This is a genomic window from Azospirillum sp. A29 (assembly GCF_042604625.1).
Taxonomy (GTDB): Bacteria; Pseudomonadota; Alphaproteobacteria; order Azospirillales; family Azospirillaceae; genus Azospirillum; species Azospirillum palustre.
Window position 1 is genome coordinate 1,074,197 of sequence record NZ_CP170460.1, and the last position, 26,360, is coordinate 1,100,556.

22 protein-coding genes and 2 pseudogenes are annotated in these 26,360 nt (G+C 66.6%); 15 read left to right on the forward strand and 9 right to left on the reverse strand.

The window, feature by feature from the left end; translation table 11 throughout:
* Positions 1-12 precede the first annotated feature (12 nt).
* Positions 13-1,227 (forward strand): sensor histidine kinase, encoded by a 1,215-nt coding sequence (locus tag ABNQ38_RS04730; protein WP_377805950.1) that lies wholly within the window; start codon positions 13-15, stop codon positions 1,225-1,227.
* On the opposite strand, the gene ABNQ38_RS04735 is transcribed toward ABNQ38_RS04730, so the two are convergent.
* The 3 genes from ABNQ38_RS04735 to ABNQ38_RS04745 all read right to left on the reverse strand — a co-directional run bounded on the left by ABNQ38_RS04735 (position 1,224) and on the right by ABNQ38_RS04745 (position 3,389).
* Entirely contained in the window at positions 1,224-1,877 is a 654-nt protein-coding gene (locus tag ABNQ38_RS04735; RefSeq protein WP_377805951.1) for a response regulator transcription factor, read from the reverse strand. The genes ABNQ38_RS04730 and ABNQ38_RS04735 overlap by 4 nt on opposite strands.
* A gap of 131 nt (positions 1,878-2,008) precedes the next feature.
* Positions 2,009-2,413, reverse strand: coding sequence for a response regulator transcription factor (locus ABNQ38_RS04740; protein ID WP_377805952.1), 405 nt, complete (start codon positions 2,411-2,413; stop codon positions 2,009-2,011).
* 124 nt (positions 2,414-2,537) lie between these two features.
* Positions 2,538-3,389 (reverse strand): alpha/beta fold hydrolase, encoded by an 852-nt coding sequence (locus ABNQ38_RS04745; RefSeq protein WP_377806222.1) that lies wholly within the window; start codon positions 3,387-3,389, stop codon positions 2,538-2,540.
* A gap of 496 nt (positions 3,390-3,885) precedes the next feature.
* Between ABNQ38_RS04745 and ABNQ38_RS04750 the strand changes: the two genes are divergently transcribed.
* A complete protein-coding gene (locus ABNQ38_RS04750; RefSeq protein ID WP_377805953.1) occupies positions 3,886-5,205 on the forward strand; it encodes an MFS transporter in 1,320 nt (439 codons plus the stop codon).
* A 41-nt stretch (positions 5,206-5,246) separates the two neighbouring features.
* Here ABNQ38_RS04750 and ABNQ38_RS04755 read toward each other — a convergent pair whose 3' ends face one another.
* Together ABNQ38_RS04755 and ABNQ38_RS04760 are read right to left on the reverse strand one after the other, a co-directional pair.
* Positions 5,247-6,893, reverse strand: coding sequence for a recombinase family protein (locus tag ABNQ38_RS04755; protein ID WP_377806223.1), 1,647 nt, complete (start codon positions 6,891-6,893; stop codon positions 5,247-5,249).
* Positions 6,894-6,929: 36 nt separating this feature from the next.
* Entirely contained in the window at positions 6,930-7,157 is a 228-nt protein-coding gene (locus ABNQ38_RS04760) for a hypothetical protein (protein ID WP_377805954.1), read from the reverse strand.
* A 13-nt stretch (positions 7,158-7,170) separates the two neighbouring features.
* Here ABNQ38_RS04760 and ABNQ38_RS04765 point away from each other — a divergent pair.
* Positions 7,171-7,377 (forward strand): annotated as a pseudogene (locus ABNQ38_RS04765) (hypothetical protein); the annotation flags it as partial.
* Between the two features lie 56 nt (positions 7,378-7,433).
* Positions 7,434-8,036, forward strand: a complete 603-nt coding sequence (locus ABNQ38_RS04770; protein ID WP_377805955.1) for an IclR family transcriptional regulator — start codon at positions 7,434-7,436, stop codon at positions 8,034-8,036.
* Positions 8,037-8,166: 130 nt separating this feature from the next.
* Here ABNQ38_RS04770 and ABNQ38_RS04775 read toward each other — a convergent pair whose 3' ends face one another.
* Positions 8,167-8,829: a GntR family transcriptional regulator gene (locus ABNQ38_RS04775; RefSeq protein WP_377805956.1), complete on the reverse strand. Its 663-nt coding sequence runs from the start codon at positions 8,827-8,829 to the stop codon at positions 8,167-8,169.
* A 277-nt stretch (positions 8,830-9,106) separates the two neighbouring features.
* Here ABNQ38_RS04775 and ABNQ38_RS04780 point away from each other — a divergent pair, with 277 nt between their 5' ends.
* From ABNQ38_RS04780 to ABNQ38_RS04810, 7 genes and pseudogenes are all read left to right on the forward strand, one after another.
* The gene (locus ABNQ38_RS04780; RefSeq protein ID WP_377805957.1) at positions 9,107-9,991 is read left to right on the forward strand and encodes an alpha/beta hydrolase family protein; all 885 of its coding nucleotides are present in this window, start codon (positions 9,107-9,109) and stop codon (positions 9,989-9,991) included.
* A gap of 14 nt (positions 9,992-10,005) precedes the next feature.
* The gene (gene ggt / locus ABNQ38_RS04785) at positions 10,006-11,667 is read left to right on the forward strand and encodes a gamma-glutamyltransferase (protein WP_377805958.1); all 1,662 of its coding nucleotides are present in this window, start codon (positions 10,006-10,008) and stop codon (positions 11,665-11,667) included.
* Positions 11,668-11,736: 69 nt separating this feature from the next.
* On the forward strand, positions 11,737-13,287 hold the full coding sequence (locus tag ABNQ38_RS04790; RefSeq protein WP_377805959.1) for an ABC transporter substrate-binding protein: 1,551 nt from the start codon (positions 11,737-11,739) through the stop codon (positions 13,285-13,287).
* 67 nt (positions 13,288-13,354) lie between these two features.
* Positions 13,355-14,299: an ABC transporter permease gene (locus ABNQ38_RS04795; RefSeq protein WP_377805960.1), complete on the forward strand. Its 945-nt coding sequence runs from the start codon at positions 13,355-13,357 to the stop codon at positions 14,297-14,299.
* Positions 14,296-15,114: an ABC transporter permease gene (locus tag ABNQ38_RS04800; RefSeq protein ID WP_377805961.1), complete on the forward strand. Its 819-nt coding sequence runs from the start codon at positions 14,296-14,298 to the stop codon at positions 15,112-15,114. The genes ABNQ38_RS04795 and ABNQ38_RS04800 overlap by 4 nt, the downstream gene beginning before the upstream one ends.
* A 1-nt stretch (position 15,115) precedes the next feature.
* On the forward strand, positions 15,116-16,792 hold the full coding sequence (locus ABNQ38_RS04805; RefSeq protein ID WP_377805962.1) for an ABC transporter ATP-binding protein: 1,677 nt from the start codon (positions 15,116-15,118) through the stop codon (positions 16,790-16,792).
* Between the two features lie 33 nt (positions 16,793-16,825).
* A pseudogene (locus ABNQ38_RS04810) lies at positions 16,826-17,062 on the forward strand (DDE-type integrase/transposase/recombinase); the annotation flags it as partial.
* 36 nt (positions 17,063-17,098) lie between these two features.
* Here ABNQ38_RS04810 and ABNQ38_RS04815 read toward each other — a convergent pair.
* Genes ABNQ38_RS04815 through ABNQ38_RS04825 form a run of 3 tightly spaced genes read right to left on the reverse strand, consistent with a single transcriptional unit; the run spans position 17,099 to position 21,217 of the window.
* Positions 17,099-18,355, reverse strand: coding sequence for an NAD(P)/FAD-dependent oxidoreductase (locus ABNQ38_RS04815; RefSeq protein WP_377805963.1), 1,257 nt, complete (start codon positions 18,353-18,355; stop codon positions 17,099-17,101).
* Positions 18,352-19,833 carry a M81 family metallopeptidase gene (locus ABNQ38_RS04820; RefSeq protein ID WP_377805964.1) on the reverse strand — a complete coding sequence of 494 codons (1,482 nt, stop codon included), beginning with the start codon at positions 19,831-19,833 and terminating at the stop codon, positions 18,352-18,354. Before ABNQ38_RS04820 ends, ABNQ38_RS04815 begins: the two co-directional genes overlap by 4 nt.
* Before the next feature lie 58 nt (positions 19,834-19,891).
* Positions 19,892-21,217, reverse strand: coding sequence for an MFS transporter (locus ABNQ38_RS04825; RefSeq protein ID WP_377805965.1), 1,326 nt, complete (start codon positions 21,215-21,217; stop codon positions 19,892-19,894).
* 118 nt (positions 21,218-21,335) lie between these two features.
* Between ABNQ38_RS04825 and ABNQ38_RS04830 the strand changes: the two genes are divergently transcribed.
* From ABNQ38_RS04830 to ABNQ38_RS04845, 4 genes are all read left to right on the forward strand, one after another.
* Positions 21,336-22,277, forward strand: a complete 942-nt coding sequence (locus ABNQ38_RS04830) for a LysR family transcriptional regulator (RefSeq protein ID WP_377805966.1) — start codon at positions 21,336-21,338, stop codon at positions 22,275-22,277.
* Positions 22,278-23,488: 1,211 nt separating this feature from the next.
* Positions 23,489-24,589, forward strand: coding sequence for an ABC transporter substrate-binding protein (locus ABNQ38_RS04835; RefSeq protein ID WP_377805967.1), 1,101 nt, complete (start codon positions 23,489-23,491; stop codon positions 24,587-24,589).
* A gap of 48 nt (positions 24,590-24,637) precedes the next feature.
* Positions 24,638-25,474, forward strand: coding sequence for an ABC transporter permease (locus tag ABNQ38_RS04840; RefSeq protein ID WP_377805968.1), 837 nt, complete (start codon positions 24,638-24,640; stop codon positions 25,472-25,474).
* Positions 25,471-26,358 carry an ABC transporter permease gene (locus tag ABNQ38_RS04845; protein WP_377805969.1) on the forward strand — a complete coding sequence of 296 codons (888 nt, stop codon included), beginning with the start codon at positions 25,471-25,473 and terminating at the stop codon, positions 26,356-26,358. The genes ABNQ38_RS04840 and ABNQ38_RS04845 overlap by 4 nt, the downstream gene beginning before the upstream one ends.
* Positions 26,359-26,360 lie beyond the last annotated feature (2 nt).

The window sequence follows — 26,360 nt, forward strand, 5'->3', positions numbered from 1 at the left end:
GGAAATCGAGCGATGGAGCTTCGGCATGCCGACCTGTTCGAGATCTCGCCCATCTCGATCCTGTGCGAGGACTGGTCGGGGGTGAAGCGTGCCGTCGACGAGGCGATTGCCCGTGGGGTGACGGATTTCGACCGCTTCCTGGAGGACAACCCGCAGTTCTTCTTCGACGTGCGGCGGTTCCACCGCATCCTCGACGCCAACCCTTCCGCGCTCGCTTTGCTGGGATTCCGGGACAAGGAGACCTTCCTGCGGGAATCGCGGGTGAGATTGCCGGCCAATCCGGCCAGCAATGCCCAGGTGTTCAAGGCAATGGTGCGCGGCGAGACGGTCTGCCAGGGCGAACGCGTGCTGCACACCAAGGACAGACGCGTCGTTCCGATCCTGTGGCAGGCGAGCCTGCCGCCGGGCCCTGCCGACCCGCAGGCTTACAGCCGGCTCTATTTCTTCGCCGTCGACGTCACGGAATTGAAGCGGGTGCAGGAAGCGCTGATGGCGGCCCAGGCCGACCTCAGCCATGCCGGACGCTTGTCGCTGGTGGGGGAACTTGCGGCGTCGCTGACCCATGAGGTGTCGCAGCCGCTGGTTTCCATCGCCAGCCATGCGGCGGCGGCGACGCGCTGGCTGTCCCGCGAGACGCCGAACCTGGCCGAGGTGGCCACCAGCCTGAACCGCATAACCGCCAGCACGCAGCATGCGGTGCGGATCGTCGGCAAGATGCGCTCCTTCGCGCGGCGCGGCGAACTCGTCACCGAAGCGCTGAAGCCGCAAGACTGCGTCGCCGACGCGGTTACGCTGGTTGAGCATGAGGCCTACCGCCAGAAAACGAGGATCGCCGTCGATGTCCCGCCGAATCTTCCGGCCATTGTCGGCGACCGCACGCAGATCCAGCAGGTGATCGTCAACATCGCCTACAACGCGATCCAGGCCATGCAGGCGGCGAAGTCACCGGAGCGCCGCATCGCCATCGCCGCCGCGGCGGACGGGCCGGATGCCGTAACCTTCACCATCGCCGACAGCGGCCCCGGCATTCCGGACGATGTGCTGCCACGGATCTTCGAACCCTTCTTCTCGACCAAGCAGGAGGGGATGGGGCTGGGCCTGTCGATCTGCAAGACGATCGTAGAGGAGCATGGCGGCCGGCTGTGGGCGGCCCCTGACAGCCGGCAAGGCGCCGCCCTGTCCTTCTCGCTGCCGGTGGTCTCTGCCGCGGGGGAAGCGGTGGATTAGCCGGCCGTGCTGTAGCGGGTGACCGTCCGTTCGCGCACGTCCAGGATTTCGGCCATGCGGACGAGGTCGGCCAGCGACTGCGCCTGCATCTTGCGCATCAGGTTGCCACGATGGATCTTCACCGTGACTTCGCTCAGGTCCAGCTTTGCCGCAACCTGCTTGTTCATCAGCCCGGCGGTGACCAGGGCCATGACGTCGCGCTCGCGCGGGGTGAGCTTGGCGTAGAGCCCGCGCACCGTGTCGTCCTGTCCGCGTTCGGCCCGGCGGCGGCTGTCCAGTTCCACCGCTTCCGCGACGGCCTGCAGCAGATCCGGTTCGGTGAAGGGCTTGGTCAGGAAGTTCACGGCGCCGGCCTTCATTCCGCGCACAGTCATCGGGATGTCGCCCTGGCCGGTCATCAGCACCACCGGCACGGCGATGGAGCGGTCGTGCAGCGCCTGTTGGACCTCCAGCCCATCGGCGCCGTCCAGATAGACGTCCAGCATCAGGCAGGCCGCGCTTGCGGCTTCGTCACAAGCCAGGAACTCCTCCGCCGAGGGGAAGGCCATCACCTTGTAATCGACTGAGCGGAGCAGGCTCTCCACCGCACATCGCACGTCGGCATCATCGTCGATGATGCAGACCAGGGCAGGGGTGCCGCCGTCCGCCATGGCTCTCTCCGTCAAGACCATCTGCCGTTCCTTTCGACCGGCCCGTTCATCGTAGCTGGGCCGCTCTCCCGCGGCAAAGCCGGCGAAGTCGTATCTCCCAACGGTGGTGTCACTGCGGTGTCGCTGAGCGGTCATGGGGTGCGATCCCGTTTGGTCTTGATGGCGTCTTCGACGAGGACGAGCAGCTTTTCCGGATCGAGCGGCTTGGTCAGAAAGGCGGTGACCTTCTGCGCAAGCGAGCGGCTGCGGGCCGCAGGCGTGGCAAAGGCGGTCATCACGATGACGGGGTGAGTGCGGCCCTGCTGCAGCAACACCATCTGCAGGCTGAGCCCGTCCATACCGGTCAGATTGAGATCGGTGATCAGGCAGTCCGCCTCGCCGTCATAGGCGATGAACTCCTCCGCCGAGGAAAAGGTGCGAACCTGCATTCCGACCGACCGCAAGAAGTTGTCCAAGCTCTCCCGGATGCTTTCATCATCGTCGACGACACAGATGGTGGGAACACTCAGCACAACATCGCACTCCAGCCGCGGCACGGCCCGTCAACAACCTCCGTTGCGGCCGACTCATTTCAACAGGTGGAGCAGGATGCGGCATTCATACCTGCGTATAGGTTGACCCCCGCAGCGCCGGGCGCGGCCCTGCGGGGGCGAAGCACCTTCAGGCCTTGAAGAAGGCCAGCAGGTCGGCATTGATGGTTTCCGCATGCGTGGTCGCCATGCCATGCGGAAAGCCCTTGTAGACCTTCAATGTGCCTTTCGGCAGCAGCTTGGAAGACAGAAGGGCGGAATCGGCGATCGGCACGATCTGGTCGTCGTCGCCGTGCATCACCAGGACCGGGATGTCGATCTTCTTCAGATCCTCGGTGAAGTCGGTTTCGGAGAAGGCCTTGATGCAGTCGTAATGGGCCTTGGTGCCGCCCATCATCCCCTGCCGCCACCAGTTGTCGATGACGCCTTGGGAAACCTGGGCGCCGTCGCGGTTGAAGCCGTAGAAGGGGCCCGACGGGATGTCCCGGAAGAACTGGGCGCGATTGGCGGCCAGCGCCGCGCGGAAGCCGTCGAACACCTCCAGCGGCAGGCCGCCGGGATTTGCCTCGGTCTTGACCATGATCGGCGGAACGGCTCCCAGCAGAGCCGCCTTGCCCGCCCGCGCGGTGCCGTGGCGGCCCAGATAGCGCGCGACTTCGCCGCCGCCGGTCGAATGGCCGACATGGAAGACCTTCTTCAATCCCAGCCCGGCCACGACGGCCAGCACGTCGTCGGCGTAGGTGTTCATTTCGTTTCCGGTCGCCGTCTGGGTCGAGCGGCCATGGCCCCGCCGGTCATGGGCGACGACGCGGTAGCCATGATTCAGGAAGAACAGCATCTGCGCGTCCCAATCGTCGGCGGTCAGCGGCCAGCCGTGATGGAACATGACCGTCTGGGCGTCGCGCGGCCCCCAATCCTTGTAATAGATCGATACGCCATCCTTGGCGGTGACGAATCCGTCTTCGGTTTTGCCGTTGGTCATCGTCCGTTTTCCTTCCCTGTGGTGGACAGAGCCGTTGCCGGCGGGCTGGCGTTCGGCCGCGGCGGCGGTGGTTGTAATGGCAGTCGTCGCGACGGCGGCCCCGGTCATTGCGGTGCCGACGATGAAGCTGCGGCGCGTGGCATCCGGCGCCGACGTGGAGTCTTCGGGTCGCATCGTTCAAGTCCTTATGTCAGTGCGTCAACGGTTCAGCTGATCGGCGCCGCGGAACGCCGGTGCTTTCAACCCCTACCGGAATGAGGCACTTTTCAAAGCCATCCGTAGGTATTATCAATATTCCCAGGGAAACAATCGGCATGGATTCAGGATTGGTATTGAGCAGATTGTGTCTTGATTTGCGGTTCTGCTGAGAAAAGAGACGCAGCCCTGTCCATTCGATATCCCGGAATCGCCGGGCCCCTGTTTTTGCAAAGACTAATTGACATGAATCTTATGAACGCCGTCGTGCGCTCCGGGCAGTGGAAGAGGGGAAAGGACCATGGCATCGTCGAGTTTAATCGGCGGCGGTCCGTCCGCGCCGTCGCCTCCCGCCACCATCCTGGCGCTGTCGATCGGCAACGCGGTGGAGCTTTATGACTTCACCATCTACAGCTTCTTCGCCCTGACCATCGGCAAGCTGTTCTTCCCGGTCCAATCGGCTTTTGGTCCACTCCTGCTGGCGCTGCTGACCTTCGGGATCGGCTTCGTCGTCCGGCCCTTGGGCGGGATCATTATCGGCGCCTATGCCGACCGGGTCGGGCGCAAGCCGGCGCTGGTGCTGACCATCGCCCTGATGGCGCTGGGCACTCTGCTGATTGGACTCTGTCCAACCTATGCGCAGATCGGTGCGGCAGCACCGGTCATCATCGTCATCGGCCGCACCCTGCAAGGCTTCTCAGCCGGCGGCGAGATCGGCGTGGCGACGACCATGCTGATGGAGTTGGGCCATCCCGCCGGCCGCGGACTGCGGGTCAGCTGGCAGATGGCCAGCCAGGGGGCGACCGCCCTGTTGGGCGCGCTCAGCGGTTATCTGCTGTCGACGCACCTGTCGGCCGACGCGCTGGAATCGTGGGGCTGGCGCCTTCCTTTCCTGGCAGGGCTGATGATCGTTCCGGTGGGCCTTCATCTGCGCCGCCTGCTTCCGGAAACCGCGCGACACGATTCCGGCGGTAAGGCCGTCCTGGCGGAGTTGCTGTCCCGTCATCGGACGAAGCTACTGATCGGCGTTCTGATGATCATGGGCGGGACCGCCTCCACCTACGTCAACATCTTCTACATGCCGACCTACCTGATCCGGATCGTCGGGCTGCCGCCTCAGACCGCATTCCTGTCGGGCTGTGCTGCCGGTGCGACCATGCTGGCGGTGGCTCCCCTGGCCGGGCTTCTGTCGGACCGCCTGGGCCGACGCCGTCCCTTCGTCATCTGGACCGCGCTGGCAAGCGTGCTGCTGACCTATCCCGCTTTCTGGGCGCTGTCCCAAGCCGCCAGCCTTCCGGTGGCGTTGGCAGTGATCGGGCTGCTGATCGCCATGAATGCTGTTGGGGCTGGGGCCTGCCTGCTTCTGCTGTTGGAGAGCTTTCCGTCCCGTGTCCGCGCCTCGGGCCTGTCGATCGTCTACAGTGTAGGCGTATCGATCTTCGGTGGCTTCGCCCAGTTTATCGTTACTTGGCTGATCAGCGTCACCGGGAATCCGATCTCCCCCGCTTGGTACGTCACGGCCTGTGCCCTTGCCACTGTTTGTGGCGCATCGAAAATGCGCGAAGCGCAACGGTCGCGGCAGTCCAGCGTAACAGCTGAACCGGAACTCTCCGCCGGGTGAGTTTAATTCGTAAGCATTGTGATGCGCTTGCGTTCGGTTCCTCAGCACAAGGACGATGTTCGGTAAAGGCCAAATCCTGCCCCCGCAACCACCGACAGTTGACAGCCCGCCTCCAACGAGGCGGGCTGTCGGCATTTCGGGTCCGCTTCGGCGCACGCCTCTATGATCGCCAGCAGATCGCCATGAAGCTGCGCCTCCAGCCCGGCGCCCGAGGGGCAGGGGGACAGCACGACGCGGTCGACCATGGACCGGATCATCTCCATCGCGGCCATCCCCTCGTCGCCGTCGCTGAGCACGGACTCGAGCTCCGCGATCTTCCGCCGGTACAGCTCCGGCAGGTTGGCCGGCAGCAGCATCTCCGGCGCCTCCGTCCCCAGGGCGCCGATCTCGGCGGCGAGCCCGGCACGCTCGGCCTCCAGGGCGGACAGCTGCTCCTTCAGGGACGGGTTGTACATCCCGTTCTCCACTGCCTCCAGGATCGACGCGATCTTCCGGTCGATGCCCGCGAGGGCGCGCTCCTGGTCGCCGCGCTGGTTCCTGGCCTCGGCCTGATCACGCCGTTGCGCCACCACCATTTCCTCGACAAAGGCGGCGACCACGTCGGCGCCGAGCAGGCGCTCCTTCAGCCCGGCAAGAACACGGCCCTCGATCGCTTGTCGGGTGATGGTGCGGTCGTTCGGGCAGGTGCCCGAATTCCGGTGGCCGGCGCAACCGTAGCGGTCCTTGCCCATGATGGTGTAGCGGCCGCCGCAGACGCCGCACACCAGCACGCCGGACAGAAGGAAGCGCCGCCGATGCACGCGGTTCAGAGCGTTGCCCTGCTCATCCCGACCGATCTCGGTGGCAACCGCCTCCTGTCGCAGCTTGACGCGGTTCCACAGAACGTCGTCGATGATGCGCAGCTCGGGGACTTCGACAATCTCCCGCTTTTCCTGAGGGTTGATGCGGGCGACGCGCTTGCCGGTGCCCGGATCCTTGACGAACTCGCAACATCCCCATTCCAGAACGCCGGCAGAATTGGCGTTGTTGAGGATACCGGTTCCGCGGGCGACCTGTCCGCGAATCGTGGTATCGACCCATTTTCTCCTCCTGGGGCCTGGAACGTTCTCATCGTTCAACAGGCGGGCGATGGCGCGGGGGCTCATGCCGTCGGCGTACAGCGTGAAGATGCGGCGGACAACGGCGGCTTCGTCCGCATTGATGCGGCGGTACCCGCCACCTGCCTTGTCGCCGTCGACGACGTCGTATCCATAGGCTTTGCCGCCGGGAATACGTCCCTCCTTGGCGAGGCCGAGATGGCTGCGTTGGGTCTTCTGGCCGATCTCCTTGAGCTGCACCTGTGCCATCATGCCCATGATGGCGACGTGGATCGTGGTGATCTCGCCGACGTGCGGCGTGTACAGCTTCATGTTGTAGAAGCTGAGGCGGTCATAGAGATCGGAGGTGTCCGCCAATCGCCGACCCAGACGGTCGACGGCTTCGGACACCGCGACATCGAAGCGGCGGCGCCCGGCGTCATCCACCAGCCTCAGAAAGCCCGGGCGGTGTCGGGAGGCGCCGCTGATCGCCGCGTCTGTGTAGGTATCGACAACCTCCCAGCCCTGCTGGACGGCGTAACGCCGGCACAGCTCGATCTGGTCGGCGATCGATTCCTGGCGCTGCTTGTCGGTCGAGTAGCGGGCGTAGATGACGGCCGCGACGGCGGGGGTGGTGGAGGACGGTCATCATAGGGCCTTCAGGGAGAACGCGATCAGGGCCGCGTGAAGAACAAGGGCGAGGCCGGCAGCGAACGTCATGAAGCCGGCCTGGGACGGCCGCCGGCGCATCTCATGGCGCGCCAGAATGCGCGCCAATCCGAGCAACTTCTCGAGCGGAACGATCCGCTGCTCCTGCTGGGGCGGCTGGACAGCGGGCGCCGTCGTCGCGGCGGTGGAGTCGGTCGTGTGGGTCACGGGTGGGAGGTCCATGGTGGGAGCGGCCACGACGATATGGTCCGATGGTGGCAGAAGCGGAAACACAGCGGCAGATCGGCGTCGCCGACGAGTGGATCAGGCCGCGGATGTGCGGCCGGTCGATGGCGCACAGAGCATCCGCCGGGCGTTGACGATCCTCCGCATCTTCGCCGAGGGCCGCGACGCCGGGGTGTCGCTGTCGGAGGTCGCGCGCGTCACCGAGATCAGCCGCCCGACGGTGCATCGGATCGTCCGTGTCTGCTTGAGGAGGGGGTGGTGGAGCAGAAGCCGAGAAGCCGGCGCTACGCCATCGGCGAGCAGGTGCCGCTGCTGGCATTGGCACGGTCGTCGCGCTCGCCGCTGCTGGAGGCGGCGCAGCATCCCCTGGACGAGCTGTCGCAGACCTTGGGCGACACCCTTTTCCTGACCATCCGGACCGGCCTGGACACGCTGTGCGTTGCCCGTCGCATCGGTCCTTTCCCGATACAGGTCATTTCGCTGGAGGTCGGCACGCGTCGTCCTCTGGGGGGCAGCAGTGCCGGCATCGCCCTGCTTTCACAGCTTCCGCCCGAACAGGCGGCCGAAATCCTGGAACGCAACCGTGAGCGCTTCAAACGCCACCGAACGGCGGAGGAGACCGCCGCCGCCGAGGTGGCCGAGGCGCTCAGACTGGGCTTCTGCATCCGCAACATCGGTCTGGTGCCGGGGACCAAAGCGATCTCGGTGGCCTTTACCGGACCAGCCGGAAGCCCTCAGGCCGCCTTGACCCTCGCCGCGGTGCAGCGGCGGCTGACCGCAAAAAGGGAACCAGACGTGGTCGAGCGGCTCCGTCAGGGGGTGGGAGAGATCATTGCCAATCTGGGAAGCCAGAGGACTTAGATCGGCGGCCCGCCTACCGGGGCGTGACGGGGTTAGATGGAATATTCGTCTCCGGTAGATCGAACCGCAATCGAAGGTCCTTGAAATGGACGGGGAACGGTCGGGCGGGCGGCGCCATGACCTCCCATGGTCAAGATGGGTTCGTCATGTCGTCTGAATGACAGTTGCTGTTCTGCCCTTTTTGCAGGATGTGATCGGCGGTCAACTGGCGCAGTGACGCGGCATCGCCGGCCGCGATGGCCTCGACCATGTGGAAATGTTCGCGGCTCGACTGCTCGATGCGGGCACGGGTCTTCCACTGGGTGACCGGTGCCGACGGGCCACGCCCCCGCAATTCCCACACGATGTTGATCAATTCGCGGTTCGACCCCAGCGCCAGGAGCTTGGCATGGAAGGCGATGTTGGCCTCGTAGAGATCGAGCAGCGTCCCCTCCAGGATGAGGTCGGCGAAGTGCTGCGCCAGCGCACGAAGATCCGCGATGTCGGCGGCGGTCGCATTGGCGACGACGCTGCCCGCCGCCGCAGTTTCCAGGATCAGCCGGACCTCGCGCACTTCCTCGGCTTGGCGGTCGTCGGGAGTGTGGACGTGATAGCCCCGGTTCGGGACATGCCGTACCAGCCGCTTGAGCGCGAGCTGGTCGAGCGCGCGCCGCACCTCCATTCGTTTGGCCTCGTAGCGGGTCTCCAGGTCGATCTGCTTCAGCCACATTCCCGGTGCGAAGACGCCGGCCTGGATGTCGCGCGCCATGCGGTCGACGAGGTTGCCGGTGACGGAATCCGCTTTGACGCTCATGGGACGCAGGTGACCTCGCATTCTGTCTGAACCCTCGCTCCGGCAACGCCGGAAGAGGCGCCATATCGTAAGGCCGCCCCACGCACGCGGCAACGGATGTGGCGACGGTTCTCCAGGGGATTCCCTCTCCGTCGAAGCGCCGCCGCCGCTCTCCCCAATCCGGACCGGCGGAACGTTGTGTCCGCCGATCATCGGAAAAACGGAATTGCCCCCTTGCCAAGGCGTCGGCGATGTGTAACCAATTTTGGCGCCAATTTCTACACCAATTGGAAACGCGATGACTCTCCTCGACGTGCCGCCGGGCGGCCCTACCGGTGCCCAGGGCGGTGCTCCACAGGACCGCGGCCGGCAAATCTACGACCTCGGCCACACCACGGTGTTCGCCAGCCGGCAGGATCCGCGCTTTTCCTACTGCCTCTACGTTCCGCCGCCGGTCGGGGGCGCCGCTCCGGATCTGGCGGTGGTGATGCACGGGACCGGCCGCGCCTTCATGGCCTACCGCGACGCCTTCGCCGACTTCGGCCGCTGGAACAACTGCGCCATCCTCTGCCCGCTGTTCCCGGTCGGGGTGCGCGGCGACGGCAACCGCGACGGCTTCAAGTACATGCAGGAAGCCGACATCCGGTACGACGAGGTGTTGCTGTCGATCGTCGACGAGGTCGGGGAGCGCTACGGCTTCGACGTCTCCCGCTTCGCCCTGTTCGGCTATTCCGGCGGCGGGCATTTCGCCAACCGCTTCTTCCTGCTGCGGCCGCAGCGGCTGTGGGCCGTCTCCATCGGCGCGCCCGGGTCGGTGACGCTGCTCGACCCGACGCGCGACTGGTGGGTCGGCGTGCGCGACATGAAGGCGCGCTTCGGCATCGAGGCCGATCCCGCGGCGATGGCGTCGGTTCCGGTCCAGATGGTGGTCGGCGCCGCCGATCTGGAGACCTGGGAGATCACCCACCGCGAGGGCGGCCGTCATTGGATGCCCGGCGCCAACGACGCCGGCCGCACCCGGCCGGAGCGGCTCGACAGCCTGCGCCGCTCCTTCGAGGCCGCCGGCATGCAGGTCCGCTTCGATCTGGTCCCCAACGTCCCGCATGACGGCAACAAGGTGGTCGGCCATGTCCAAGACTTCTTCGCCGACATGCTGAAGCGCCGCCGCGCGGCCAGGGGCTGAGAGGAGGGCCGATCATGGTGGCAGAGCGGATCGGGGAGGCGATGATCGTCGCCCCTCAACCCGAGGCGGCGGAAGCCGGGGCGGAGGTGCTGGAGCGCGGCGGCAATGCCGTCGACGCGGCCATCGCCTGCGCCTTCGTCCAGGGGGTCGTCGATCCCCAGATGTCGGGCATCGGCGGCTTCGGCTCGATGCAAGTCTACATGCCGGGACGCGGCGTCCACGACATCCTGGAGTTCTACGCCCGCGCTCCGCTCGCCGCCCGGCCCGACATGTGGACCGACCTGCTGCTCGGCCAGACGCGCGACGGCTTCGGCTTTCTGCTCAAGGGCGGCATCAGCGAGATCGGTCATCTCGCCGTCTGCACGCCGGGCAGCCTGAAGGGCTATGCCGAGGCGCTCGGCCGCTACGGGACCTTCGACTGGGCCGACGTGATGGCCCCGGCCATCGTCCAGGCCAGGCGCGGCTTCATGGTCCGGCCCCATGTCCACTGGTACTGGTCGCTCGACCAGAGCGGCAGCGGCGAGGTCGACACCATCGACAAGCTGCGCCACAGCCGCACCGGCCGGGACATCTATTTCCGGCCCGACGGGACGGTGAAGCGTCCGGGGGACCTCGTCCTCAACCCCGACCTGACGCGGACTCTGGAGCGGATTGCAGCCGGCGGACCCGACCTGTTCTACCGCGGCGAGATCGCGGAGGAGATCGCCGCCGACATGGCGGCGCATGGCGGGCTGATCGGCCTGGACGATCTCGCCGCCTACGCGGTCTCGACCGCGGCGCCGGTCTGGGGCGAGTATCGCGGGCACCGCATCTCGACCAGCCCGCCGCCGGCCAGCGGCTTCCCGATGCTCCAGCTTCTCCACATCCTGGAGAATTTCGACATCGGCGCGCTGGAGCATGGCTCGGCCGAGCATGTCCGCCTGCTGGCCGAGGCGATGAAGCGGATGACGATTGACAAGGACAGGCACATGGGCGACCCCGCCTATGTCGAGGTTCCGGTGGACCGGCTCATCGCCAAGGACTATTGCCGGGAATTGGCCGAGGACATCCGCGCCGGCAACCGCGCCGAGGTGTCGCGCCTCGACAAATCCAGCCGCGACACCACCCACATCTCGGTGGTGGACGGCCAGGGCAATGCCGTCGCCCTGACACACACGCTGGGCAGCCCGTCGGGCGCCATTACCGACGGTCTCGGCTTCATGTACAACGGGACCATGGCCCGCTTCGACCCGCGGCCGGGACGCGCCGGCTCCATCGCGCCGGGCAAGCGGCGCGCCAGCTCGGCGGCGCCGACCATCGTCTTCAAGGGCGACCGGCCTTTCGTGGTGATGGGGGCGCCGGGCGGCAGCTACATCGCTCCGGCCATGGCGCAGGGCATCATGAACGTGATCGACTTCGGCATGCCGATGCTGGAGGCGGTCAGCGCCCCGCGCGTCATGGCGGTCTCCAACACCATCGACGTGTCGAACCGCATCCGCCGCTCGGTCACCGATGCGCTGACGGAGCAGGGTTATGCGGTGAAGCGGTCGTGGCAGAGCTATGCCTTCGCCGCCCTGCACGGCATCCGCATCGACGGCGGAGTCTGCAGCGGCGGTGCCGATCCGCAGCGGGACGGCATGGCGATCCGCGTGCGTCCGCCGACCGGGGCGGCCGGGCCGGCGGCAGGTGGTTCTTAGCCTTTACGCGCCGGCCGGCAAACAGGCCGGCGTTCAACGACAATGACGCATGAACAGAGGGGTAGGTCGATGACGAGGTTCCTGGCAGCCCTGTTGGGCACGGCGCTGGCGGCTGGAGCGGCGACCGCCTCCGCCCAGAGCATCACCGTCGCGCTGAACGCCGACATCCGCAGCACCAATCCGGGCGTGAACCGGGACGACAACACCGATGCCGTCGTCCTGCACATGGTCGAGGGGCTGGTGGGCTATCGCGCGAACGGCTCCGTCGCCCCGCTGCTCGCGGAATCGGTCGACCGGTCGGACGACGGCAAGACCTACAGCTTCCGCCTGCGCCAGGGTGTGACCTTCCACAACGGTGCTCCGCTGACCTCGGCGGACGTGCTGTGGAGCTGGAACCGCTACATGGATCCGAAGACGGACTGGCGCTGCCGCTCCGACTTCGACGGGCGGAACGGCCTGAAGGTCGAGAAGGTCGAGGCGCCGGACGACCGCACCGTCACCATGACGCTCGATCACGCCAGCGCGCTGTTCCTCGACGCCCTCGCCCGCACCGATTGCGGCGGCACCGCCATCCTCCACAAGGACTCGCTGAAGCCCGACGGCAGTTGGGACAAGCCGGTCGGCACCGGCCCCTTCCGGTTCGGCGAATGGCGCCGCGGCGAGTATGTGACGGTCGCCCGCTTCGACGGCTACCAGTCGCCGCCGGGCGACAAGCCCGACGGCATGGTCGGCGCCAAGCGCACGGCGCTCGCCTCTGTGAAGTTCCTGGTGGTTCCCGACGCCTCCACCGCCAAGGCGGCGCTGGCCTCCGGCGCGGTGGACGTCGCCCAGGTGCTGGAAACCGACGTGCCGGAGCTGAACAAGACCAAGACGGTCGAGGCCGGCTTCTACCCGTCCACCACCAAGCACACCTTCCTGTTCCAGACGCGCGACCCGCTGCTCGGCAACGTCAAGCTGCGTCAGGCGATCGCCGCCTCGCTCGACATCCCGCAGCTGGTGGCCGCCGTGACGAACGGCGAAGGCAAGCCGAACAATTCGGGCGTTGCCGTCACCTCCGCCTACTACGACGCCGTCCAGGCCAAGGGCTACGCCTACGACCCGGCCAAGGCGAAGGCGCTGCTCAAGGAGGCCGGCTACAAGGGCGAACCGATCAAGATCATTGCCAACAAGCGCGTCCATGTCCCGAGCTTCAACGCCGCGGTGATCGCCCAGGCGATGATGCAGGCGGTCGGCATCAACGCCCAGATCGAAGTGCTGGAGTGGGTGACGCAGCTCGACCGCTACAACACCGGCAATTACCAGATGATGTCCTTCTCCTATTCCGGGCGCCTCGACCCGGCACTGAGCTACGAGCAGTTCTCGGGCCCGAAGGACAGCCAGCCGCGCAAGGTGTGGGACGATCCCGCGGTCCAGGACCTGATCACGAAGGCGTCCACCATCTCCGACGAGGCGCAGCGCCAGGCGGTCTTCGACGAGCTGCACAAGCGGCAGATGGAGGCGACTCCGCTGATCATCTTCTCCAACGGTCAGGAAGCCTGGGCCCACACCAAGCGTGTCCAGGGAGCCGACCCGTGGGAAGGCAAGGCGCGCGTCTGGGGCGCCAGGGTGGTCGGGAACTGATCGTCCGCGCATGGGTAAGGTCGCGGGATTCCCGGTAGCGGGGTCCCGCCGCGGAGAGGAGACGGGCGTGCTGCATTTCGTGTTCAAAAGGATCGCCATGGCGGTGCCGACGCTGCTGATCATGGCGGTGACGGTCTTCGTGCTGATCCGCCTCATACCGGGCGATCCCGCCGCACTGATGCTCGGCGATCTCGCGACCCCGGCCAGCCTCGCCGACCTGCATGAGCGGCTGGGCCTCGACCAGAGCCTGCCGGTCCAGTTCGGCATCTGGTTCGGCAACGTGCTGCACGGTGACCTCGGCACATCCATCACCTCCAACCAGCCGGTCCTGCCGCTGGTGCTTGACCGCTTCTGGATCAGCGCGCGTGTCGTTCTCATCGCCGTGCTGCTGGCCAGCCTGTTCGCGGTGCCGGCCGGCATGATCGCCGCGTGGCGCCAGAACACCGGCACCGACCTGTTCCTGGTCGGAACGGCGACGCTGCTCTATTCGATCCCGACCTTCTGGCTCGGCCTGCTGCTGCTGCTTTTCCTCGGCCTGCAGCTCAACTGGCTTCCCGTCGTCGGCTATGTGTCCTTCTCCGAGGATCCGGGAGCGGCCCTGCTCTACATCGTCATGCCGGTGATGACGCTGTTCCTGCACGAGATGGGGGTTCTGATCCGCATGTCCCGCGCCAGCACGCTGGAGGTGCTGCGCCTCGACTACATCACCCATGCCCGCGCCAAGGGGCTGTCCGAATCCGCCGTGCTGTGGCGGCATGCCTTCAAGAACGCCTTCGGACCGACCTGGACACTGATCGGGCTGGTGCTCGGCAACCTGCTGGGCGGCATCGCGGTGGTCGAGACGGTCTTCACCATTCCGGGGCTCGGCCGTCTGCTCGTCGACGCGATCTTCGCGCGCGACTATCCGGTCATCCAGGGCTGCCTGCTGTTCATCGCCTTCGTCTACGTGGCCGTGAACCTCGTGGTCGATCTGCTCTATCCGCTCTTCGATCCCAGGGTGACCGCGGAATGAAACGGCTTTCCCTCAACGTCGTCCTCGGCGGCGCGATCATCGGCACGGTCGTCGTCGGGGCGGTGCTGGGCGCGGTCTGGACTCCCTACGACCCGCTCAAGATCAATTTCGTCGGCCGGCTGGCACCGCCGGGGGCCGCCCACTGGCTGGGCACAGACGAGTTCGGTCGAGACGTGCTGAGCCGCCTGATGGCGGCGGCGGCGACCAGCATGCTGATCAGCCTGTCCACGGTCGCGGCGGCCGGCCTGCTCGGCACCGCGGTCGGCCTGGTCTCCGGCTATGTGCGCGGCTGGACCGACCGCATCCTGATGGCGTTCAACGACGCTCTTCTGGCCTTTCCGGCGATCTTGCTGGCGCTCGGCCTGCTGACGGTGGCGGGGGCCAACAGCTCCGGGATCATCGTCGCCCTCGGCCTTGCCTACACGCCCTCGGTCGCCCGCATCGTGCGCGGTACGGTGCTGTCGCTGCGCGAGCGCGAGTTCGTCGAGGCCTCGCGCGTGATGGGGAACTCGGAACTCTACACCGTCCTGCGCCACATCCTGCCGAACTGCGTCGGGCCGATGATCGTGCTGGCCACTTCGATGTTCGGCTGGGTGCTGCTGGCCGAAAGCGCGCTCAGCTTCCTTGGGCTGGGCGTGCCGCCGCCGGCGCCGACCTGGGGGAACATGCTGGCGGCAAGCCGGCCCTTCATCGCCCAGGCGGTCTGGCTCGCCATCTTCCCCGGCTTCTGCATCTCCCTGACCCTGCTCGGCATCAACCTGCTGGGCGACGCGCTGCGCGACAGGCTCGATCCGCGCATGAGAGGGGCCTCCTGACATGACCGACATCATTTCTTCCGGCGCCCTTCTCGACGTGGAGACTCTGAGCCTCAGCGTCGCGGCCACCGGCACGGAGGTCGTCCGCGGCGTCAGCTTCGCGGTGGCGCCGGGCGAGATCGTCGGCATCGTCGGCGAATCCGGCAGCGGCAAGACGCTGGCCGTGCGTTCCATCATGGCGCTCCAGCCGCCGGCGATCCGCCGCACCGCCGGCACCATCCGCTTCGAGGGCCGTGACCTTGCCGGCTTGTCGCCGAAGGAGCTGCGCGACCTGCGTGGCGGCCGCATCGGCATGGTCTTCCAGGAGCCGATGACCTCCCTCAACCCGTCGATGACCATCGGCCGGCAACTGGAGGAGGGGCTGGCCGTGCACCGGCGCACGCTGTCCGCCGACGGGCGGCGCGCCCTGGTGCTCGACATGCTGCGGCGGGTCGGCATCGCCGATCCCGACGGGTCGCTGGCCTCCTACCCGCACCAGTTCTCGGGCGGCATGCGCCAGCGGATCATGTTGGCCTCGGTCATGCTCCTCCAGCCGGCGCTGCTGATCGCCGATGAGCCGACGACGGCGCTCGATGCCGTGGTTCAGCGCGACGTTCTCGAACTGATGGTCGGGCTGACGCGGGCGCACGGGACCGCGGTGCTGATGATCAGCCACGACCTGTCGATGGTCGCGCGCTACACCGACCGCATCATCGTCATGCGCAAGGGCGAGATCGTCGAGCAGGGGCGCAGCGACGAGCTGCTGCGCGCGCCGCAACACCCCTATACCCGGGCGCTGCTGTCGGCGATGCCGCGCCGCCTGCCGGCGCGGCCCATTCCGCCCGCCGCAACGCCGATCATCGAGGTCCGGGACCTCGTCGTCGAGTATGGCGGCCGCCGCGGCTTGTTCCGCAAGGAGGCGGGCAAGCGCGCGCTGCACGGCCTGTCCCTGTCGATCATGCCTCGGGAGGTGGTTGCGCTGGTCGGCGGCTCGGGTTCGGGCAAGACGACGCTGGGCCGCGCCATCGCCGGACTGCTGCCCTCCAGCGGCGGGACCATCCGCTATGCCGGCCGGCCGATCGGGGCGGGCGGCCCGGGATGGGCCGACTACCGCCGCAACTGCCAGATGGTCTTCCAGGACCCCTATTCCTCGCTCGACCCGCGGATGACCATCGGCGCGCTGGTCGGCGAGGCCCTGCGCTCCGTGCCAGCCATGGGCCGGGGCGAGAAGGCCGACCGGGTGGCAGAGGTGCTGTCGGAGGTCGGCCTCGCCGGACCTTTTGCCGACCGCTACCCGCACGAGCTGTCGGGCGGCCAGCGCCAGCGCGTCGCCATCGCCCGCGCGGTGGTCCGCCGTCCGGCTTTCGTCATCGCCGACGAGCCGGTCTCCGCCCTCGACGTGACGGTGCGCGCCCAGGTGCTGGAGCTGTTCGCCGACCTCCAGGCGCGGCACGGCTTTTCCTGCCTGTTCATCAGCCACGACCTCGGTGTGGTCGAACAGATCGCCGACCGGGTCGTTGTCATGCAGGACGGTCGCATCGTCGAACAGGGAGACCGCGACACCGTCTTCGATCATCCGTCCCACGCCTACACGCGGCGGCTGCTCTCCGCCATTCCGGCGCTGGCACCGACGGGCGAGGGGGGCGTGCGGCTCAAATGGCGGTTCGACGACGTGGCTCCGGAGCCCGTGCCGTCTTGAGGGCGCCACCGGATTAAGGTGAAGGGCCGGTGGATGTACCTGTACCGCGCCGTCGATGGTCTGCCCGCGCACCCGCTCCACAAAAACGCCGCTTATCCAGACGTGACCAAGGCGATGAAGAAGGACAGCGAATTGTGGCGGTTGACCAAGCTGCGACAGGCCAAGTGCCTCAATAACATCGGCGAGCAGGATCACCGGCCGATCAAGCGGTTGATCCGGCTGGGGCTCGGCTTCAAGAGATTCCACGCCGCGCGCCGGATGATCGCCGGCTACACCATCACGAGTTGACGGTGCCCGGCCCCACCATCATCGCAGTGCAATGCGATCCGCGCGGAACGGTTCCAGGTCAACGACCGGATCGTCGCCAACGATCGACTCCGCGATCAGGCGGCCGGTAATTGCCCCGAGCGTCAACCCCTGGTGGCCATGCCCAAAGGCGAACCACAGGTCCCGATGCCGCGGAGCGGGACCGATGATCGGGAGCATGTCCGGCAGACAGGGCCGGATGCCCATCCACGGCCGGGACTCCAACGCGTCTCCCAGCGGGATGAGGCGCCGCGCATGGCGCAGAGCCCTGTCGATCTGAACCGGCGTCGGTTCGGCGTCGCGCCGGGCGAACTCGGCACCGGTGGTCAGACGCACGCCCTGGCGCATCGGAGCGAGGACATATCCCCGCTCGGCATCGAGGACCGGCCGCCCAAGCTGCGCCCCGGCCTGCAAACCATAATGCATGTGGTAGCCGCGCTTGCCTGCAAGTGGAAAGCGATACCCCAGCCTCGCCGTCACCTGATCGGACCATGCCCCCAGGGCGACGACGGCGGCACCCGCCTGGACCGGACCGTCCTGGTTTTCGACCGACCAGCCGCCGGCCACCTGCCGGAGCGAGCCGGCGTCCCCGGTCAGAAACAGTCCGCCCAGCCGCTCCGTCGCCATCCGGTAGGAATCCACAAGCTGGCCGGGATCCGTCACCGTGAGCGGCTCGGGATAGTAAAGTCCGCCCAACACCCCCGGGTCGATGTCCGGTTCCAGCGACGCGAGCCGGGTTCGGTCGAGCGGCCTCGCCTGGACACCGAAAAGGCGCTGCAGCTCGTCGGCCTGCTGCAGTTCCGCGTCCTGCCGTCGGGCGGTTCTGAAGACCTTCAGCCAGCCGGTCTGGCGCAGCAGATGCCCTGCCTCGGCAATGCCTGCCAGATGGCAGGTCTCCTCCAGGCAGCGGGCGATCAGGCTGTGATAGTCCCTTGCAATCCGCGCGTGCCGGAGCGGGTGCGAGTGATGCCAGTAGCGCCGCAGGAACGGAGCGAGCCCGGGCAGGGCGTTCGCATGATAATGGACGTCGCTTCCCCGGTTGCCGGCGACGCGCAGCAACGTCGCCATGTCGCGGGGGAATGCATAGGGAAAGATCGCCTCGCGCTGAATGAGACCGGCATTGCCGTATGAGGCCTCCCGTCCGGCCGCACTTCGCCGGTCGACCAGCGCGACGGACTGTCCACGCATCTGCAAATGCAGGGCGGTCGCGGCCCCGACGACGCCGGCGCCGACGACGAGGACATCGACTTTCCTCACGGCAGACGCTCCGTGGCTGCGTCGAACGGCCATTTCGGCCGCCTGATCTTCTGGAAGGGCAGCGTCGTGATATCCCGGGTGACGACGCCCGGGGCATCGACCATGACGATCCGCGAGGCGATTGCCGCGAAAGCCGAGCGGAAGTGCTGGGACGACTTGACGACCACGATCCGCCGGTCCGCCGGGTCGCAGCCGAGCTGGGTGAACAGGTCGAGGCCGAAGGCCTGGCAGCGGTAGCTCGTCAGCACAACGTCGATGCCGTCGCAGGCGACCAGCGCGCAGTCGCCGAGCTTCGCGGGTGTACCGGCAAGCCCCGTCATCGTCATGTCGCGCTTGAGCGCCTTCACCTCCCAGATCCCGTCCACCGGATCGCCCGACAGCGGACCGATCTTGCCGCCGATGCGCAGCGGTATTCGCGCGCCGGCACCGGCATCGAAGGCGATGCGGACGGCGACCATGTCCCAGAGGGGGCCGAGACAGGCATTTTCGACGCCCCTCTGCATAAGCCGCCGCAGGATGAAGGTGGAATCGCTCGGAGCACCGCCGCCGGCATTGTCGCTGCCGTCGCCGAGCACCACCGGACCAGGCGTGGCGAGGGCCAGATCGATGGCCTGCTCGACGGTCGGCATGGGACTGGCAAGCCGGTCCCGCAGCGCGAACAGGTCGTTGGCCAGGGCATCGGCGACGGATTCGGCGCGGGTGCCGTCGCGATCCTCGTCGGCGTCGCCGTAAACGAGGATCTTGGTGCCCATATCGGCCGTATCGCCCCATGCGAAACCGTGGACGATCGAGATCGAGACGATCCCGTCCCGGCCTTCCATAGCCTTCACCCGGTCGACGAAACCGCGGGCCGGTTCCTGCGTGGTGTGGAGCAGGCCGATCATGCCGGTATCGGCGACGGCCGGGCGCAGCCGCAGACGCCCCCCAGCCAGTTCCGCGCAGCGCTCCACCAGTTCCAGCGCACGCTCCGCGATGTCCGTGTGAGGATATTCCTTCCAGCAGATCAACAGATCGGCGTTGACGACCATCGCATCGCTCAGATGGGTGTGGGGATCGAGCGTGGCCCCGACGACGGCGTCCGGCCCGGCCATCGCCCGGATCCGGGCGAGCAGATCGCCTTCGCAATCGTCATAGCCATCCGCCACCATCGCGCCATGCAGCCCGATCAGAACCATGTCGACCGGCAGGGCCGCCCGAAGGTCGTCGAGCAGCGCATCGCGCAACTGTTCATAGGTGGCTCTCGTCACCAGCCCGTTGGGGACGGCGGCCGCGACCAGACCTTCGGTCAGGTGCCAGCCGCGCTCTCGCCCCAGCTTGCGGGCGGCCCACAATGGGCCGCTGTGCATCTGCATCGCGTCGGGATGCCGGCCGGCGGGAAAGAACGCCCGCTCGTGGAAGCTCGATACACCGGTCGGCATCGGACCGAAGGTGTTGGTCTCCGTCGCCAGGGAGCCGGAGAAGACGCGCAGTGACTTCATCGTTTTTCCAGGGATGGATGGTTTTCAAGAGATGGATGGAAATGGATGGGCCGGCGGATCAGGCGCGGATGGCCTGCCGCCGCCGGCGCAGCAGGATCAGCACCACGCCGCCGGCGGCCAGCGCCAAGGCGATTGTCGCGAGCCCGCCTTGCAAGGATCCGGTCGCGTCGCGGATGGTGCCGATCACCATCGGACTGATGAAGCCGCCAAGCAGTCCGATGCTGTTGATGAGCGCGATGCCGCCTGCCGCCGCCGTGCCGCGGAGCAGATCCGCGGGGATCGTCCAGAAGACCGTATAGGCCGAATAGATGGCGGCCGTCGCTACGACCAGGGCGGCAAGCGACACCGGCACGTTGCCGAGCGCTGCACCGGTGGCGGCCAGACCGGCCGCACCGATGAAACAGCCTGCAATGCTGTAGCCATAGCGGTCGCCGCTGCGGTCGGAGCGCCGGGCGACCAGTTGCATGGTCGCCACGGCAACCAGATAAGGCAGTGCCGAGAGAAGCCCGATGGTGAACGTCCCGGAGACGCCGCCCGACCGCAGAAGGGTTGGCAACCAGAAGCTGACGGCATAAAGCCCTGCGATCATGCAGAAATAGGAGAATGCGAGAACATAGATGCGCGGGTCGCGCAACGCCCGGGAAAAGCCGTCGTGGCGCCGTTCGCCGGTTTCCTCCGCGAGGTCGGACCTGATCAGGGCACGCTCGGCCTCGGTGAGCCACGGAGCTTGTTCGGGACCGTCGCACAGGACGAGGAACAGCACGACGCCGAGGGCGACACAGGGAAGCCCCTCGACGAGGAACAGCCATTGCCACCCCGCGAGCCCCAGCGCTCCGTTCAGCCCGGCCATGATCGCGGTGGAAAGCGGACCGCCGACGACGCCGGCGACCGGGCTCGCCAGGAGAACCGTCGCCATCACCCGTCCACGATGGGTCCGGCCATACCACAGGGTCAGGTAATAGAGCAGACCCGGTCCGAAGCCGGCTTCGAAAACGCCGAGCAGGAAGCGCAGGATGTAGAAGGTATGCTCGTCATGGACAAAGATCATCGCGGCCGAGGCCAGCCCCCACAGCACCATGATCCGGCTCATCGTCCGCCGCGCTCCGATCCGGGCGAGCAGGAGGTTGCTTGGGACCTCGAACAGCACGTAGCCGAGAAAGAAGATGCCGGCGCCGAACCCGTATGCCGCTTCCGAAAAACCCAGATCGCTCTGCATCTGCAGCTTGGCGAAGCTGATGTTGACGCGGTCCAGATAGGCCAGCCCATAGGACAGGATCAGCAGCGGCAGAATCTGCATTCCCACCTTTTTGAAGACACGCGCCTTCTCCCGGTCGGTCGCCGCCGGGTCCATCGGTCCGGCCATGGTGGTCACGTGTGCGTTCAAGAAGGCCTCCTGTCGGGTAGCTATTGTTCTTGTGCCCAGCATTCCTTCGACCGGTGTTGCCAACAATGATAAAATACGCTGTGATACGTTGCGATTGAGGCAACGAAAGTCAGTGCCGATGCCGCTCGGACCCAGCAGCCGTCAACTGTCCTACTTCATGGAGGTTCTCAGGGCGGGATCGGTCCGCGGTGCGGCCGAAGCCTCCAACGTTGAGCCGTCCGTCGTCAGCCGGCAGGTCGCCGCCCTGGAAGCCGATCTGGGGGTGAGCCTGCTGGAGCGGCGCGGCCGCGGCGTGGTCCCGACGGAAGCGGCCGAACTGGTCCTTGCCTATTGCCGGGACCGCGTCACCGGCGACGATGCGTTGCGGACCCAGCTCATGGAACTCGAAGGTTTGAAACGCGGCCGCCTGCATCTGCTGGTGGGCGACGGGTTTGTCGACACCGTCATGAGGCTGGTGGTCGGGCGCTTCTGCAGTGAATTTCCAAAGGTCGAGGTCACCGTCGAGGTTGGTGGCACCAGCGAGACGGTGCGGGCGCTTGCCGAGGACCGCTGCGATCTGGGGCTGGCCCTGTCACCGCCGACAAGTTCGGCCATCCGCGTGGTCAGCCAGCGCGCCCACCCGATCTGTGCCCTGATGGCCCCCGACCATTCCTGTTCCAGGATCGAGGCGCCGTTGACCCTTGCCTTGCTTCAGAAATACCCGTTGGCCCTGGCTGCTCCGGGGACCGGGCTGCGTACGCTGATCCAATCGGCAGCGGACGACGAGTGCGTCGAATTGCGGCCAAGCTTCGTCTCCAACACCGTCATGCCGATGAAGCACTATGCCGAGGCGGGGCTGGGGTTGACCTTCCTGTCCGCACAGGCGGCGGCGACGGAGTTGGCGGACGGGCGCCTGATCGCCCGCCCGATTGCCAATCCCATTCTGCAGAGAAGCCGGGTGCAGCTGATCGTCCGCGACCGGCCGCGGCTGTCCCCTGCGCTGATGCGGCTCATCCGGACCTTCGATGAGGCAGGATATTTCAGCGCGGCGAACGATCCCTGGCTGTCTGCCGGCGGATAGCCAACGCTGTCGTTCCGTCGATCGTGTCGGCGGAGTACAGAGTCCGTCAGCTCTCATGTCAGTCCTGGTGAGGGAGCGAGCGGCGGGCGTGCCTTTTGCGGGGAGCGGATCGCTCGAGCTGTCGCGCCGGCGGCCCAGGGGCCAACCAGCGCCGGTCGCTGGACGCGTCGCTGACAGCTTCAGGGACGGGCGGCGCTTCCGGATCCTGGTGGTTGCCAGATCGGTATTGCCGAGCACACCCTTGAGATGTGCGAAGGAAGGCAACATGCACAGCGTGCTTATCGACGCACTGGCGCGATAGGGGAGGGGGCCGTTGGCCACTTGGATCGCACTGTGGGACGATAGCGGCATCTGGACGAGGGCGTACTCGCAGACGTGTCAGAAACTGGGGGCGAAAGCCCCCACCCCAACGATGCCACATGTATGCGTCGGCGTGCGGCGTTGCCGTGAGCGAGACAGTTCTCGTGACTGAAGCCGCGCCGCACCCGCTGACGAACTGCCCGCGTGGGCCCATGCAAGGTTGAGCCCACCATTTTGTCCGGCATCGAGGCGATGATGCCGGACGACTTTGGTTCTTCAATTGCCGACAGGGGAGCAAGCCCTCTAGCTGGATCATCGGCCACGGCATTGAGGGGGGCCTGTCGGCTCCGTGGTTCTTTCCGAGGTCGGGGCAAGCCCACCTCACCATGGCGTCTGGAAGCTTTTATCTTCCAAGGCGCGCAGCGCGCCCACCTCAGGCGGCAGCAGCAAGCAAGCTTGTGGAACGACCGTGCCTCGTCCCGGCAGGGCCCCCTCTCCGCCGCTAGGGCGGATTCCAGGGAGCGAGCGTGCTCATGCGACGCCCCTTGCCCGACAACCGGAACTCACCCCGATCTGAACCGAGCCGACATTGGGTTTTGGCATGGCAGACATGCGTCACATTGACGCTGCGTTGATTTGACACGTTACCGCAGCCAGCGCAGCATATTCTTTATGAAGACGTTGTATTCTATTAGAATACACCGACAGCCGTCAAGAAAAGTTCGGTGCAAGTCATCCGCTGTCCAGAAGAGATGCGACGAAAGCTGAAGGCATTTCATGCCGTTCGGGAAATCGCATCAGAGGGCAGGTGGCTTCCAATGCTGTGATCATCATGGACGGAACGCCCGCAGGTGCGCTGCAGCCCACGGCTGTGCTGTCGTCAGGGAATGTTCTGCCGCACAGGAGGGGCTATGAGCAAAGACATCGACAAGACCGGCAACAAGACCAGCCATGAGCCTGCGGCTCAGGGATGGTCCCGCCGCTCGGTCATGAAGGTGGCGGCGGGTGCCATGGGCGCTCTCGCGATGCCGGCCATCGTCCGCAGCGCACGGGCCGCCGAGATTCTCTACGTGAACACCTGGGGGGGCACCTGGGAAAAGGCTGCGGTCAAGCATCTGTTCGAACCGTTCACCAAGGAAACCGGTGTGGAAATCCGTACCGTGTCGCCGGTGTCCTTCGCGAAGCTGGCGGCACAGGTCCGCACGGGTGTCTATGAATTCGACGTGACGACGCTGGGAGGCGGCGACATCGTCCGTGCCAACGCCGCCAAGATCATCGACCCCCTTGCAGGCTCCCCTCTGGCGTCGGCCGGGCTGTGGAAGGACGCGGTGTTCGAGAACGGGGTGGCCTCGCATGCCTTTTCCACCGTCATAGCCTACCGCACCGACCGTCTTCCCAAGGGCGGACCGCAGAACTGGGCCGATTTCTGGAACCGGCAGGAATTTCCCGGAACCCGCTGCCTGCAGCGTTATTGCGCCCGTATCCTGCCGCTGGCCCTGCTGGCCGACGGGGTGCCGCAGGACAAGCTCTACCCGCTGGACACCGAACGCGCCTTCCGTGCGCTCGAACGGATCAAGCCGGACCTGCGGGTCTGGTGGACCCAGGGCCAGCAGTCGCAGCAGCTTCTGCGCGACGGCGAGGTGGACATGATCGGCATTTGGCACTCCCGCGCGCTGGAGCTGATCGACCAGGGCCACCCGGTCGGCATCTCCTGGAAGCAGGCGGAGATCGACCGCGCCTATTGGGTGGTCTCCAAGGACAGCCCGCGCCGCGAGATCGCCTGGAAGTTCATACAGAGTGCCGTACAGCCGGAACGACTGGCCGGCTTCTGCCGCGAGGCGCTGTACGGCCCGCTCAACCCGGACGCCTTCGGGTTCATCCCGAAGGAAGAGGCCGACCGCATGCCGACCGGCCCGCGTAACTACCCCCTCGCCTTCGAGCAGAACGTCAAAGACTTCGGTGGCAACGTGCAGAAGGTGACCCAGCGATTCGAGCAGTGGCTCGCGAGCTGAACAGCGCCTTTCGACCGCATCCCGCTGCAGCCGCGAAGGGAGAAGCCCGTGATTTCAACCACCGTCCGGGGAGCGTCGAAGCCATGGCTTCTTCTGCTTCCGCTGGTTCTGTTCCTCTCCGCCTTCTTCCTGGTCCCGCTTGTCCAGGTCGCGATGATGAGCGTGACCGAGCCCGAACCGGGCTTCGGCAACTACGCCCATCTGGCCGGGGACGCGCTGTACCTCCAGGTCTTTCTCAACACCTTCCTGACGGCGCTCGGGGTGGCGGTCTGCTGCCTGCTGTTGGGATACCCGCTGGCCTATCTGATGGCGCAGTCATCGCCGCGCGTGGCTGCGCTGCTGATGCTGCTCGTCACCATGAGCTTCTGGACGAGCTTCCTGGTCCGCACCTACGCCTGGATGGTGCTGCTGGGCAACAACGGCCCCGTGACCGCGCTGCTGGCGCTCCTCGGCTGGGACCCTGCGCCCCACCTGCTGTTCACCCGCTTCAGCTCGACGCTCGCCATGGTGCACATCCTCATCCCCTACATGGTGATGAGCCTCTATTCGGTGATGAAGCGCATCGATCCGGCCCTGCTGCGGGCGGCGGAAAGCCTGGGTGCCAAGCCCTGGGCGGTGTTCCGGCAGGTCTATCTGCCGCTGAGCGCGCCCGGCATGGTGAATGGCGCCACGCTGGTGTTCATGATCTGCCTCGGCTTCTACGTCACGCCGGTGCTGCTCGGCAGCCCGCAGGAGCAGATGGTCGCCGGGCTGATCGGCACGCAGATCGAGGAGTTCCTGGATTTCGGCCAGGCGTCGGCCATGGCCATGGTCCTGCTCGCCAGCACGCTGGTCGTGCTCACCGTCTATCACCGCCGCTTCGGCCTCGACCGGTTGTGGGGATGACCATGAGGCTCCTGCCCCGTCTGATCGGAATTCTGGTCGCCGCCTTCATCGCGGCTCCGCTGCTCATCGTCGTGCCGATGTCCTTCAGCACGGCGCCGTCGCTGGAGTTCCCGCCCCCCGGCTACTGGCTCGGCTATTACACCGCCTATTTCACCGACGAGCGCTGGACGCAGCCGACCATCAACAGTCTGGTCATCGCCTTCGGGACGATGCTGCTGACCATGCTGCTCGTCACCCCGGCGACCTTCGCGGTGGTGCGCCACCGCTTCCTCGGCCGCGGGATCGCCAACCTGATGCTGACCATGCCGATGGCGATGCCGCACATCGTGCTGGCGATCGGCTACTACTCCTTCCTTGGCGACCTGCGGCTGACGCAGACGCATGTCGGCGTGATCATCGCCCACACCGCGCTGTCGGTTCCCGTCGCCTTCCTGATCCTGTCGGCCAACCTGAAGGGGTTCGACCGCAACCTGGAGCGCGCGGCAATGAGCCTCGGCGCCACGCCGTTGCGGACCTTCTGGCACGTCACGCTGCCGGTGCTGCGGCCGGGCTTCGCGATCAGCGCACTGTTCGCCTTCATCCAGTCCTTCGACGAGACGGTCGTTGCCCTCTTCATCTCCGGACGCGAAAGCGAGACCCTGCCGCGCAAGATGTTCGAAAGCATCCGCGTGCAGGCCGACCCCGTCATCTCCGTCGTGTCCACCCTGCTGTTCGCCGCGGTGGTGCTGGTCGTTCTGGTGCCGGTGCTGTGGAAGGCGGTGCGCAAGCGCCGCTCCCCCACCGGCCCCAGCACCGTCGCCCGCGACGCCGCCGGGGCGACCGCCGGCACCGCGTCACCCGACATCGATCCCTGCGCGCCGAGCCGCGTGCAACTGGAGGCTTGAGG

Excerpts from the sequence above, each read along its gene's own strand:
- ABNQ38_RS04790 (WP_377805959.1), top strand. The coding sequence starts at position 11,737 with ATGACGAGGTTCCTGGCAGCCCTGTTGGGCACGGCGCTGGCGGCTGGA.
- ABNQ38_RS04730 (WP_377805950.1), top strand. The coding sequence starts at position 13 with ATGGAGCTTCGGCATGCCGACCTGTTCGAGATCTCGCCCATCTCGATC.
- ABNQ38_RS04820 (WP_377805964.1), bottom strand. The coding sequence starts at position 19,833 with ATGAAGTCACTGCGCGTCTTCTCCGGCTCCCTGGCGACGGAGACCAAC.
- ABNQ38_RS04780 (WP_377805957.1), top strand. The coding sequence starts at position 9,107 with ATGACTCTCCTCGACGTGCCGCCGGGCGGCCCTACCGGTGCCCAGGGC.
- ABNQ38_RS04845 (WP_377805969.1), top strand. The coding sequence starts at position 25,471 with ATGACCATGAGGCTCCTGCCCCGTCTGATCGGAATTCTGGTCGCCGCC.
- ggt (WP_377805958.1), top strand. The coding sequence starts at position 10,006 with ATGGTGGCAGAGCGGATCGGGGAGGCGATGATCGTCGCCCCTCAACCC.
- ABNQ38_RS04735 (WP_377805951.1), bottom strand. The coding sequence starts at position 1,877 with ATGGCGGACGGCGGCACCCCTGCCCTGGTCTGCATCATCGACGATGAT.
- ABNQ38_RS04805 (WP_377805962.1), top strand. The coding sequence starts at position 15,116 with ATGACCGACATCATTTCTTCCGGCGCCCTTCTCGACGTGGAGACTCTG.
- ABNQ38_RS04835 (WP_377805967.1), top strand. The coding sequence starts at position 23,489 with ATGAGCAAAGACATCGACAAGACCGGCAACAAGACCAGCCATGAGCCT.
- ABNQ38_RS04830 (WP_377805966.1), top strand. The coding sequence starts at position 21,336 with ATGCCGCTCGGACCCAGCAGCCGTCAACTGTCCTACTTCATGGAGGTT.
- ABNQ38_RS04775 (WP_377805956.1), bottom strand. The coding sequence starts at position 8,829 with ATGAGCGTCAAAGCGGATTCCGTCACCGGCAACCTCGTCGACCGCATG.
- ABNQ38_RS04750 (WP_377805953.1), top strand. The coding sequence starts at position 3,886 with ATGGCATCGTCGAGTTTAATCGGCGGCGGTCCGTCCGCGCCGTCGCCT.
- ABNQ38_RS04800 (WP_377805961.1), top strand. The coding sequence starts at position 14,296 with ATGAAACGGCTTTCCCTCAACGTCGTCCTCGGCGGCGCGATCATCGGC.
- ABNQ38_RS04745 (WP_377806222.1), bottom strand. The coding sequence starts at position 3,389 with ATGACCAACGGCAAAACCGAAGACGGATTCGTCACCGCCAAGGATGGC.